Consider the following 12,218-nt stretch of genomic DNA (forward strand, 5'->3'; position numbering starts at 1 on the left):
AAAGCACGTGGCAATTTACGATACAGAAGAAGAACAGGTAGAAGCGTTAAAAAGATGGTGGAAGGAAAATGGCACGTCGACTATTGCCGGCCTGGTGGTGGGTATCGCTCTTATTCTGGGCTGGAATTATTGGCAAAGTCATAAAAAGGAACAGGCGGCGCAAGCTTCTGCCCTGTACGACCAACTATTGACGGCGACGGATGCCGGCAACAAGGAATCGGCCGAAAAACTGGCTGAACGCACGAAGGAGCAGTTTGGCACTACCAAATATGCGTTATACAGCGGCCTGGTGCAGGCAAAACTGAAAGTCCAGCAGGGCGATCTGGCCGTGGCCAAGCAGATCCTGGAAGGACTTGCGGCAAAATCGGATGACGAATTGAGCCATATCGCACGGATCAGGCTGGTGCGCCTGATGTTGGCGACTGGTGAGCATGAGCAGGGACTGGAGGTCATCAACAAAGTGGACCCTGCCTCATCGTCCGGTTTTTCGGTCACTTACGACGAGCTGCTGGGTGACTTATACGTCGCGCTGGATCGCCGGGCTGAAGCGCGCACGGCTTATCAGAATGCGTTAAGAAATGGATCACAGTCGCCTTTGTTACAATTGAAAATCGATGATTTGACCGCTCCAGAAATCATACAAACTCAAAAATAATGCGCCTGATTACGCTGCTATTGACTTGTTTTGTATTGACCGGCTGTGCGGCATTGAACACCGTCAGTGATTCGGTTGCAGGCCTGACCGATTATTTTACCGGCGGCGAGGACAATACCGACCCGCCGACCGAACTGACTGAACTCACGCCTGAGATCGAGATCGATGTGCTGTGGAAGAAATCTGTCGGCGACGGGGCGAACGGGCATGCCTTGAAACTTGTGCCGGCCGCCGGCTATGGGGCAATACTGGCGGCGGATAGAGATGGACTGGTACAGTCCAGGGATTTAAATTCCGGCGACCTGAACTGGGAAGCGGAAACCGAGTTTGACTTTTCCGGCGGTCCGGGCCTGGGGAACGGCACGGTTGTTTTAGGCACCAGCGACGCCGAAGTCGTCGCGTTAAACCTTGAAAATGGCGAACTGCTCTGGACTGCCGGCGTCTCCAGCGAAGTGCTTTCGGTGCCCGCCATTGCCCAGGGCGTGGTCGTCGTTCGTACGATTGACGGCACCGTCACGGCGCTCGACGAGAAAAACGGCGACAAGTTATGGAGCTACGAGCAGGCCGTGCCGGCACTCAGCGTACGCGGAACCGGCTCATTGCTGATCAGTGGAGACAATGTCGTGGGAGGCTATGACAATGGCAAATTGATCGCTTTACGCCTGGCGGACGGCAAGCATGTCTGGGAAACCAGCGTCGTGATTCCCTCCGGCCGCTCGGAAGTGGAAAGGCTGGTCGATCTTGACGTTGATCCGATAGAAACCGACGGCGTCATTTATATTGCCAGTTACCAGAGCGGGATAGCCGCAGCTCTGGCGCTGGACGGCGACGTGATCTGGCGTAACGAGACGATTTCGTCTTCTTCGGGCATGGCCAATGACTGGCGCTATTTATATTTGACGGATTCGAAAAGCGATGTCTGGCAACTGGACCAGCGCAGCGGCGCCTCATTATGGAAGCAGAAGGAACTGCATCAAAGAAAATTAACTGCGCCGGCCACGTATGAGAATTATGTCGTGGTCGGTGATTTCGAAGGTTATGTGCATTGGCTATCCACCAATGACGGCAGGCAACTGGCTCGTGTACATGTGGCTGACAGCGCCATGGATGCCAAGCCCCTCGTGGTGGATAATACCGTTTACGTTTACGCAAAAGACGGCACGCTTGCCGCTTTAAAAGCCCGGTCCTTATAGAAAATATGCTACCTGTTATAGCCCTTGTCGGGCGCCCTAATGTTGGCAAGTCGACATTATTCAATTACTTGACACGCAGCCGCGAGGCACTGGTGGCCGATTATCCGGGCCTCACCCGGGACAGGCAATACGGCCGCGTCAAGCGCGGCGACCGCGCCTGCCTGGTTGTCGATACCGGCGGTATAGCCGATGATGCGGATGGCATAGACAGCTGCGCGAGAAAACAGGTGCAAATCGCGCTTGATGAAGCCGATATCATTTTCTTCATGGTCGACGCGCGTGAAGGGCTTAACGCCTCCGATCAGGTTATCGCCGATATGCTCAGAAAGCTGAATAAGCCCGTTATCCTGGTCACCAACAAAGTCGACGGCATCCATGGCGACATGGCGGCGGCCGATTTCCATTCGCTGGCGCTGGGCGAGCCGGTGCAAATTGCCGCGACGCATGGGCGAGGCGTGCCTGAATTACTGGCGCGCGCCGACCAGTTGCTGCCGCCGCCCGATAAAGAAGCCGAAGACCTGCGCGACGGCATCAGCGGTATCGGTATCGCCGTCGTCGGAAGGCCCAATGTCGGCAAGTCCACACTGGTCAACCGGCTGCTGGGCGAAGAGCGCGTGGTCGTGTTCGATGAGCCCGGTACGACGCGCGACAGTGTCTATATTCCGTTTGAGCGCAACGGCAAGATGTTCACGCTGATCGATACGGCCGGCATGCGCAGGCGTTCGAAAGTGTCACTGGGGATTGAAAAATTCAGCGTCATCAAATCGCTGCAGGCGATCGAAAAAGCCAATGTCGTCATCTACCTGATCGATGCCAGCGAAGGCATTACCGACCAGGATGCGCATTTGCTGGGTCTCGTGCTGGAAGCCGGCAGAGCCTTGATTATCGGCCTGAATAAATGGGATGGCCTGACAATCGAGCAGAAGGAAACGGTCAGGCGGCAAATGGATGTCAAATTGTCGTTTCTGGAATTCGCCGAAAAACATCCGATCTCGGCGTTGCACGGCAGCGGCGTCGGCAAACTGTTCGATGTCGTGCATACCCTGTACGACTCGGCCATGCTCGATATGGGCACGCCAGTGCTGACGCGGATCCTGAAAGAAGCGACCGACGCGCATCAGCCGCCTTTGGTGAACGGGCGCCGGATCAAGCTCAAATATGCCCATCAGGGCGGGCGCAATCCGCCTGTCGTGGTCATACACGGCGTTCAGACCGATGTGCTGCCGAATGCCTATAAGCGCTATTTAATGAACTATTTTCGCGACAAACTGGGTCTGAAAGGGACGCCTATCCGCCTGGAGTTCAAATCGCCGGTCAATCCCTTCCACGGCAAGAAAAACCAACTGACCGAGCGGCAGGTACAAAAACGCAAACGGCTGGTCAGGCATACCAAAGGCAAGAAGTGATCCGGGGCCGGCCGGTTCAGCCGGCGGGCATCATACGTAAAACCGTAGGGTGCCCGTTTCGATATCTTTAATTGATTACGCAACTGGAGGATTCACGTTATGGCGACCATCAAATTTCAAGGCAAACCGTTACACACATCAGGCGAACTGCCCGCGGTCGGCAGCAAGGCGCCGGATTTTACCCTGGTCAACGGCAAGTTGCAGGAAGTGAATCTGGCCACTTATGCCGGCAAAAGAAAAATCCTCAATATAGTGCCCAGCCTCGATACGCCCGTATGCGCCGCTTCAACACGCAAGTTCAATCAGAAAGCCTCAGGCCTGGACAATACCGTCGTGCTGGTGATCTCAGCCGATCTGCCTTTTGCCCAAGGCCGTTTTTGTGAGGCGGAAGGCCTGAAAAATGTGATTCCTCTGTCTACCTTCCGCTCCGCTTTTACCGATGACTATGGCGTCCATATCACCGATACCGTTCTTGCCGGCCTGGCGGCCCGCGCCATCGTCATTCTCGACGAGAACGACAACGTCATCTATACGCAGCTGGTTGACGAAGTAGCCAACGAACCCGATTACGAAAGCGCGCTGGCCGCGCTGTAGACACTATGAAAGAATCTGACCACCAGGGAGGGTGGAAATGTCGATGTTGCAGGCAGCACAAGAAATCGGCAGTCCTCCAGGGAGGTGCGAAGGCTAGCCTCGCGCATCAATCTTAACCTGTATATTTCACCACGAACGACCGCATGGGCGGGATCATTTCCTGTCATGCGGTCGTCTGTGTTCTCTGTGGTTATTATGAAATATCCGGGTTAAGGCACTAAACCGCAATTGCCTGGCAGGAAATACCCCCGTCGCCGCCAGCGTCCGCGGCCGATCATTCAGCCGCGATCAGCGGCCGCCAATCTCATTAACCGCCTCCGTCTTTACCTGCGGCTGAAACCTGAGCGCGCTGAAGGCCGGCAGAACAACCAGCGCGCAAACCAGGGTCAGAAGCAGTCCCACGGCGAGCAGAATGCCCATTGACGCCGTGCCCAGGTGCGACGTGAAGGCCAGGCTGCCGAAGCTGAAAATCGTGGTCAGGGTGCCATAGAATACGCCCTGCGCCTCGCTGCTGCTGAGCATGTCGCCATTGTTCGATTTCAGGTAGTGCAGCCGGTGCGCCATGTGGATGCCGCTGTCCACGCCGAGACCGAACAACAGCGGCAGGGCAATTATGTTGGCGAAATTGAACGGCATATCGATCAGTACCGTCAAGGCGGCCGTAAACAGGGACGCAAGCAGCAGCGGCAGCAGTACCAGCAGGGTATCCTTGACATTGCGCATGATGGCCAGCAGCAATAAGGCGATGACTCCGAAGGCAACGGCAAAAGCCTGCTGGAACGCAAGAATGACCTCGTTCATGGATTCGAGAAAGCTGACCGGTAAATCGCTGACGTGCGGGTCGACCTGCTGGGCGTCCAGGATAAACTCGCGTATATTCTCCAGATCATTCATGTCTTTTTTCGGCAAGGCCTGAACCCGATAGACGCCATCCTGGTTGCGCCAGCGTTCCCGCATATCCTTGGGCAGCATTTCCAGGTCTATCTCACTGGCCTGCAGGCTGTTTTGGAGAAGCCGGATCGTCGAGGGCAGCGTCTGCAACAGGCTGGCCTCAAGCCGGTTCAACGTCGCTTGCCGCGCCTCGGGATCGAGCGATTGCAGGGCGGCGAGAAAACCATCGAGCGTGGCGTCCAGACGCGCCATGACGTCGTTATTATCGGCCGCCAGGCGCTGCTTGAGCGTGGCGTGGAATTTTTCCAGGGCCTCGATGCCGGCATGGCCTTCGCTCGGCTCGGGAAAGTTATCGAGCTCGGGTCCCAGAATCAGCGCGAGGTCTTCTATCAAGGCCAGCTTGGCGTCCTGATTTTCGGGGATGAAATCGAACAGCGTCACGGCCTTGCTCACCGTGTCCAGACTTTCGAAACGGGCCTCCATATCCCGGGCTTCCGCCGCCGAAGCCGCCAGGGACGTCAGCGTCATCGGCGAGGTATCCTTGGACTGCAGCAGGTATTTAAAGGTTTTGACCGACTCGGTGTCAGGATCACGCAGGTTGATGGGATTGAAATCGATGCTGACGCGTGTCAGCAGGGCCAGTGAGACCACGGCCAGAATGCCGGTAACCCAGCGGATCGGGCGCGCATAGACCAACGGCCAGTTCGAGGTCAGCTTCGAGCGTGTTTTCCGGCTGTCTTCCTGTTTCCGTATTTTAGGCGGCATGATTTTTATCACGGCCGGCAGCACGGTAAAGGTCGTTGACAGCGCGATGACCAGACTGGTGCCGGCGATGATGCCCAGTTCCGACACGCCGAGATAATTGGTCGGGATAAAGGCAAACAGACCGATTGCCGCCGTGACCGTGCACAGGGCCAGCGAGCCGCCCGTGGACGTGAGCGTGTCGCGCAAGGCATCGCGGGGGGATTCGCCGCGCAGGGTCAGTTCGCGGTAGCGCAGGCAAAAATGCGAGGAATATGCGTCGCCCATGCCGATAAACAGCACGCCGAAGGCGATCGAAATCATGTTCAGGTGGCCGACCGCGAACGCGGCGAAGCCCAGGGACAGTATCAGGCCTATAGTGAGCGTGAAAAAAGTGGCGAACATCAGCTTGAAGGAGCGATAGGCGATCCAGAGCGTGATGCAGACCAGAAACATCGAGACGATGCCGGCAATGGCCGTACCTTCGCTGACGGTTTGCATCTCTTCATGTTCCAGCATGACTTCGCCGGTCAGGCGGACGCTGACATCGGCGAGGTCGCCGGTCAGCGAGGCGGCAATGACCTGGTCGATGACCGCCAGGCTCTTTTCGGCGGGCAGGAATGCCTGAAAATCCAGGACCGGCTTGGCGATGATAAAGCGTTTGGTAACCCCCAGTCCCGAACTCCGATCCATCATCAGTTGCTGCCAGGATAACTGATAAGGCCGGCCTTGCTGTGCCGCCTGCAAGGCTTCGCCGGCCTTGCTGAAAACGGCATTCATATCGAGCTCAATGTCGTTGGAAGCGTCCAGTGCCTGTCCGAACAGCTCGAACAGGCCGTTGAGGCTGTTGTCCTGCGATAGTCTGCCGATAAAAGGCTGGGCGTTGGCGAGTTTGGTGGAGAGATCCTGCAGTTCTTTCAGACTCAGATAAAGCAAGCCATTCCGGTCGAAAAACGCGCCTTCGTCGGGAATGTAGACGGACCGGATCTGGTCTTTTTGCTGCTGAAGCCCGGATGTTATGCGCTGGAGCGCGTCTGTGGTCTGCTCCGGTGTCTTGCCTTCCACCAGCATCAGGATCGTATTGGCATCCTGGGGAAAGGCTTTTTCCAGGCGCTGACGATCCTGTTGAAACGGCAGTTCGGGGGAGAGCATCTCGGCCGTGTTGGTGTTGACGGTGAGATTGTTTGCCGTGTAGTGAAAAACGAAACCGCTGATAATCACGGTGAATGCGAGTAGCCACCAGGGGCGGTTCAGGATGTTTTCTTCCCACCAGAGAATAGTCTTGACCAGGAGATTGTCGGTTGTGTTGCTCATCTAGGGTTTAAGGATTAGGGTGGGGCCGGTCTTTTGCCGCAGTGCGCAAGTTTTCTTTCCTCAGCGCGAAAAAGTCAGCCCGACTGGGATAGATTGAAAAAATCCGATAAGTATAAACAACTATAGCAGAGCTACAAAACCCGGCGAATAATAGGTTTGAATAATTCACCCCGCCGCTGTGCGGCATAAGCGGTTTTCCGCCTTTGCCGAGAACACGAAGAAAATCATGGCATTATCATTTTTCACCGATAACTTCATGAGTTTATTATGAAATATTTGCAAGTATTTGAATTAAAAAGCCTTCGTGACCTCGGCAATTGCTCCTGCATTGCTCTACCTCCTGCATCCATGCAGTCGTTCGTGGTGAAATATTCAGGTTAGCGCCTACAGCGTCCAGATCAGCAGGCGGGTGCGGCGCGGATCGTTTAACGATAAGGTCCGGGTCGGGGTCATGCCCGGCACGGAAAAAGAATTGCTGACGAGCAAAGAGCCCGGGCGCATTTCGGCTTTGGCCTTGCGCCATAATTCGGGCATGGGTTCAGGCGAGAGGAAGGCGTAAACCAGATCATAGGGCGCCAGATTTTCCTGCCACAAGCTTCCATAGCGAACCTGCGCGTTGGCCCGCTTTCTTAGCCGCAGCCAGCTGATCCCGAAAAGCGCCGGCGCCGATTCAACGCCATGAAAGACACTGTCCGGCCTATGCGCGGCAAGATAAGCGGGCAGTCCTCCCAGGCCGGAGCCCAAATCCAGAAAAGCCACCGGCCTGTTCGGCGGCAGCAGGGCCAGCAGCGCCTCGGCGGTCGCCTGGGTGGAAAAATAAAGCGGCACTCTCTCGCGCGCATTGCTGCGAAATATCAGCCAGAAAAGGACGAAGCCGGTCAGAAAATAGCCGGAAGGCAGGTCAAGATGCAAGGCGAACAGCACGGCCGGTATAAACAGCGCCTGAACCGGCAGCCACCAGACGGGCAGGTGCAACAGCCGGCTAAGCAGCACGGCGGCAGCGCTTTGCGTGGCTGCAATCGCCCATAGGGGCAACAACAGACCGAAGAAAGCCGCCGTCTCGAATATCAGCCATGCCAGCAGCACGGCGCCGGCCTGCGCCAGCAAGGCCGCGGACCGGACAGGCATGCGCATGGGCCGGTCAGTGCTCAAGCTGGCCGGCTTCGGCGGGCAGCGAAGCCGGGGCTGGCTGTAATTTGGTCTGGGAAAAATCGTCTATATTGGCATTGCTGACCAGGGCTTCCTCGGTTTGCTTGTTCATGACGATAATGGCAATGCGCCGGTTGGTCGGCGCCAGCGGGTCATCTTTTTCCAGGGGCACGCTGGATGCCAGGCCCACCACGCGCATCATTTTCTCGGCCTTCAAGCCGCCCCGGACCAGTTCCTTGCGCGCGGCATTGGCGCGGTCGGTGGATAACTCCCAGTTGGTGTAGCCCTGACCGTTGCCGGGGAAGGGCAGGCTGTCCGTATGGCCCGAGATGCTGATCCGGTTCGGCAGTTCATTGATCACCGGCGCCAGCTGATCGATGATCTGGGCCGCGTAAGGCTCCATTTTCGCGCTGGCGGTGCGGAACATCGCCCGCTTGTCCTGATCGATGATCTGGATGCGCAAGCCTTCGGAGGTGATATCGATCTTCAGCTGGTTCTTGAATTGGTTCAGCAGCGGCGAGATTTCGATCATTTTTTCAATCTTGTCCTTCAGTTCCTTCAGGTGGTTGATATCGAGACGCCTCAATTCCTCCTCGGCATCCTTGTCGCTGGCATCGGCAATCGTCTCCTGCCGGCCCTGATTGGTCAGTTTCACCTGGCCTCTGGACTGGGTGATGTCCTCGCCGCCGCCCTGAATCAGGCTGGTCGCATCGCCGGTGCTGTCGCCGCCCCGCATCGAGGGTTTCCAGGGATCCTGAAAATATTCCGAGATGCCCTGGCGGATCTCCGGTTCAACCATGCCGAGCAGCCACATCAGCAGAAAGAAGGCCATCATGGCCGTGACGAAATCCGCGTAAGCCAGTTTCCAGGCGCCGCCATGATGACCGTGACTGTTCTTTTTTATTTTTTTGATGACGATGGTTTGATTGTCGGCCATTAGGATTACCGTCGGGGAATGGACTATTTGTTATTCTTGAGGTGCTCCTCAAGCTCGGCGAATTGCGGGCGCTCGGCCGAGAACATCGTCTTGCGCGAGAATTCGATCGCCGTGGAGGGCGCATAGCCGTTCATGGAGGCGATGATGCCGGCCTTGATGCTCTGATAGTACTTTGTCGATTCGCCCAGTTTCTGTTCCAGGTTGCCGGTCAGCGGACCGATGAAACCGTAGGAAATCAGAATGCCCAGAAAGGTGCCGACCAGGGCCGCCGCAATCAGCCCGCCCAATATCGCCGGCGGCTGGTTGACCGATTCCATGGTATGCACCACGCCCATGACCGCCGCGACAATGCCGAACGCCGGCATGCCGTCGGCCAGTCGCGCCAGCGCCGTGATCGGCAGGGTGCCTTCCTCGTGATGGGCTTCGATATCCAGATCCATGAGGTTGTCGATCTGGTGAATGTCAAAAGTGCCGTTTACCATCAGGCGCAGGTAATCGGTGATGAATTCCACGGCATGGTGATCGGCCAGTACGTTGGGCGCCGCCGAAAACAGAGGGCTGGCTTCGGGATTGTCGATGTCGCCTTCGATAGCCAGCAGGCCTTGCTGGCGAATTTTGACAAACGCGTTATGCAGCAGTACCAGCGTTTCCATGTAAAACGCCTTATTGTATTTTGAGCTTTTCAAGGCCGTGCCGATTGCGGCCAGGGTCGCCTTTATCACTTTGGGGCTGTTTGTCACGACAAAGGCGCCGATGGCGGCTCCGACGATTATGATAACTTCAAAAGGTTGTATCAAAATGCCGATATGGCCGCCGGCACCGAGATAACCGCCCATGACGCCGCCGATGACGAGGATATAACCGATAATGACAAACATGCAATTGTTCTCTTCAGGATGATGTTAAGGAAATAAGCGACAAGCCGGGCCGTTTCGTTTGCGCGTCGCCGGCGGGCAAAAGGCCGGTAGCCCGCGCGACGTTAAGGAATTCGTTTGAGTCCGGCGGTTCGGCGTCATATGTTGTTAACGGCGGATGGGCGGGTGCCATGCAAAGAGCGGTTCAGCCAGGTTCAAGGCCGAAAGAACGGGAGTGTTTGACATAGCCAAGCCTAGTCCTTGTTTTCGCAACGGTTAGCCTGGCAGCCGCAGCTCTTGCCGCAGCCTAGTCCTTCTTCCTTGGCCGGGCCGTATTCGGGATATTTGGCGGCGAGTTTACGGGCCGCCTGCTGCACCAGAATCCAGCCCAGCATCAGGGAAAAAATAACGCCGAACGCAATTAAAAAGTTGATCATGGAATGCTCCTGTTGCGAAGTCAGGCCGCGCTGCCGCCCAAGCCTGCAAAGCCCATAAACGTCAGGGACAGAATGCCGGCCAGCATCATGCTGAGGCCGGCCGCCTGGGTAATGCCGGGCATGTTGGCCAGTTCCAGTTTTTCCCTCAGCCCGGCCATCAGAATCAGGGCCAGGGCGAAACCGGCGCCGGCGCCGGCGCTGAACGCCACCGACTGCATGAAATCATAGCCCTTGGCGGTCTGGATCAAAGCCACCCCCAATATCGCGCAGTTGGTCGTGATCAGCGGCAGATAAATCCCCAAAGCCCTGGACAGGACCGGACTGAATTTCTTCAGAATCATCTCCACTAACTGCACCGCGGCGGCGATAACGGCGATGTAGCTGATCAGCCTCAGAAATTCCAGCTGGTACCGGGTCAGGACGGCATTGATGCCATAGGCGCAGACGGAGCTGATCAGCATCACGAAGGTGGTGGCCATGCCCATGTTGATGGCGGTATTGCGTTTCGCCGACGTGCCGACAAACGGGCACAGGCCTAAAAACATCGCCAATACGAAATTATTGATTAAAAAAGCGCTTAAAAATAAATAGCTTAATGATTCGGTTTGCATGACGGGTCGCTCCAGTCGTTAATAAGGCCGAGGTTTCAAGCCGATCAAGGATTCTGCCTGACCGTGCAATGCGTGGCGGCATCGGTGCGAATGATTTTCCGGGTTCGGCGTTGCTCCAGCCATTTGAACAGCAGCAGCCAGCTGCCCAGTACGATGAAGCCGCCGGGCGGCAGGATCATGACCACCCACGGTTCGAAATTGTCGCTGAACACCTGAAAGCCGAGTAGCTTGCCGGAGCCCAGCAGTTCCCGGACGCTGCCCAGGCAGGCCAGGGCAAAGGTAAAGCCCACGCCCATGCCGGCGGCGCTGACCACGGATTTGTTGAACGAGTTCTTGGAGGCAAAGGCTTCGGCGCGGCCCAGGATCAGGCAGTTCACGACGATCAGCTGAATAAAGGCGCCCAGGGCGTTGTATAGATCCAGGCTGATGGCCTGAATCAGGTAATCGACCAGCGTCACGAAGGTCGCGATGATGATGATGTAGGTCGTGATGCGGATCTGCTTGGGGATGAAATGGCGCAGCCCCGATATCAGGGCATTGGAGCCGACCAGCACGAAGATGGTGGCCGCGCCCATGGCCAGCGAATTGGTCAGCGTGTTGGTCACGGCCAGGGTAGGGCAAAGCCCCAGCATCATGACGAAGATGGGGTTTTCCTTCCATAGGCCGGCGGTAAACGTTTCCAGGGTCAGCGGTGTTTCTTGTTTAGTGGCAGGCGTCGACATAGGTCACCTCTTTAAGGTTGGGTTGCCGGCTGGGCGTTTTCCAGCAGGTTTAAATTTTTGGCAATGACGGGATGGAAGAGTTGCCCGCTCTTGTCAAGCATGCGCCCGACGGCATTCGATGTAATCGTGGAGCCGGAAATGGCGTCGATTTCCCAGGGATTCTTCTTGGTGCCGTGACGTACCGTTCTAATGCCATGGGCCAGGGCTGATCCTTCGTCGTTCACCTTGGCGTCCAGGCATTGGAAATTTTCCAGAAATGCCGGATCTTTATCGATTTTATCGCCAAAGCCCGGTGTTTCCGTGCTTTTCAATACGGCAAAGCCGGTGATGCAGCTGTTGTACGGGTCATAGGCGTACAGGATCCTGACGGTATCCTGATAACCCTGCGCCGCCGCCGTCAAGGCGATGCCGACCAGTTTACGGTCTTTGTCGTAGCCGGCATAGAACAGGTCGCCATTATTGGGCGTATTGTCCGGGACTCGTACGAGCCGGTCATCCTGCAGGCGGTAAGTCAGGCGCGATTCGGCGCTGGCCGGCAGTACCTTGAACAGGGCCCCTTCCAGCGCGGCGCGTTGATTTTCGGCGATGATGGGTTTCGTGTATTCGTAGACCATGGCCACCAGCAGGCCCGATATCAGTGCCACGACGCCGAGTTTGCCGATCAACGTGGTGCTGGAAGGCAGCGCCGGAATTGGCGGTTCGGGAGTATTCATG

The 12,218-nt window shown here is 56.6% G+C and carries 12 protein-coding genes; 4 read left to right on the top strand and 8 right to left on the bottom strand.

The window, feature by feature from the left end; translation table 11 throughout:
• Positions 1–7: 7 nt before the first annotated feature.
• From METMA_RS0113320 to tpx, 4 genes are all read left to right on the top strand, one after another.
• Positions 8–655 (top strand): YfgM family protein, encoded by a 648-nt coding sequence (locus METMA_RS0113320; protein ID WP_020159585.1) that lies wholly within the window; start codon positions 8–10, stop codon positions 653–655.
• Complete coding sequence (gene bamB, locus METMA_RS0113325) at positions 655–1,848, top strand: outer membrane protein assembly factor BamB (protein ID WP_020159586.1); 1,194 nt, start codon at positions 655–657, stop codon at positions 1,846–1,848. Before METMA_RS0113320 ends, bamB begins: the two co-directional genes overlap by 1 nt.
• Positions 1,849–1,853: 5 nt before the next feature.
• Positions 1,854–3,254, top strand: coding sequence for a ribosome biogenesis GTPase Der (der, locus tag METMA_RS0113330; RefSeq protein WP_020159587.1), 1,401 nt, complete (start codon positions 1,854–1,856; stop codon positions 3,252–3,254).
• Positions 3,255–3,353: 99 nt separating this feature from the next.
• Positions 3,354–3,848 (top strand): thiol peroxidase, encoded by a 495-nt coding sequence (gene tpx, locus METMA_RS0113335; protein ID WP_020159588.1) that lies wholly within the window; start codon positions 3,354–3,356, stop codon positions 3,846–3,848.
• Between the two features lie 288 nt (positions 3,849–4,136).
• On the opposite strand, the gene METMA_RS0113340 is transcribed toward tpx, so the two are convergent.
• The 8 genes from METMA_RS0113340 to METMA_RS0113380 all read right to left on the bottom strand — a co-directional run bounded on the left by METMA_RS0113340 (position 4,137) and on the right by METMA_RS0113380 (position 12,217).
• Positions 4,137–6,794 carry an MMPL family transporter gene (locus tag METMA_RS0113340; RefSeq protein WP_020159589.1) on the bottom strand — a complete coding sequence of 886 codons (2,658 nt, stop codon included), beginning with the start codon at positions 6,792–6,794 and terminating at the stop codon, positions 4,137–4,139.
• Between the two features lie 384 nt (positions 6,795–7,178).
• The gene (locus METMA_RS0113345; RefSeq protein ID WP_232216354.1) at positions 7,179–7,946 is read right to left on the bottom strand and encodes a class I SAM-dependent methyltransferase; all 768 of its coding nucleotides are present in this window, start codon (positions 7,944–7,946) and stop codon (positions 7,179–7,181) included.
• Positions 7,936–8,880, bottom strand: coding sequence for a flagellar motor protein MotB (gene motB / locus METMA_RS0113350; protein ID WP_020159591.1), 945 nt, complete (start codon positions 8,878–8,880; stop codon positions 7,936–7,938). The genes METMA_RS0113345 and motB overlap by 11 nt, the downstream gene beginning before the upstream one ends.
• Positions 8,881–8,903: 23 nt before the next feature.
• Positions 8,904–9,758: a flagellar motor stator protein MotA gene (gene motA / locus METMA_RS0113355; protein WP_020159592.1), complete on the bottom strand. Its 855-nt coding sequence runs from the start codon at positions 9,756–9,758 to the stop codon at positions 8,904–8,906.
• A 230-nt stretch (positions 9,759–9,988) separates the two neighbouring features.
• Positions 9,989–10,171, bottom strand: coding sequence for a hypothetical protein (locus METMA_RS0113365; protein WP_020159594.1), 183 nt, complete (start codon positions 10,169–10,171; stop codon positions 9,989–9,991).
• A gap of 20 nt (positions 10,172–10,191) precedes the next feature.
• A complete protein-coding gene (locus METMA_RS0113370; RefSeq protein ID WP_020159595.1) occupies positions 10,192–10,782 on the bottom strand; it encodes an electron transport complex protein RnfA in 591 nt (196 codons plus the stop codon).
• Positions 10,783–10,826: 44 nt separating this feature from the next.
• Entirely contained in the window at positions 10,827–11,504 is a 678-nt protein-coding gene (gene rsxE, locus METMA_RS0113375) for an electron transport complex subunit RsxE (protein ID WP_020159596.1), read from the bottom strand.
• Positions 11,505–11,515: 11 nt separating this feature from the next.
• Positions 11,516–12,217 (bottom strand): FMN-binding protein, encoded by a 702-nt coding sequence (locus METMA_RS0113380; RefSeq protein ID WP_020159597.1) that lies wholly within the window; start codon positions 12,215–12,217, stop codon positions 11,516–11,518.
• Between the last annotated feature and the right edge of the window lies 1 nt (position 12,218).

The organism is Methylobacter marinus A45, from assembly GCF_000383855.1.
In the GTDB taxonomy this organism is placed as follows: Bacteria; Pseudomonadota; Gammaproteobacteria; order Methylococcales; family Methylomonadaceae; genus Methylobacter; species Methylobacter marinus.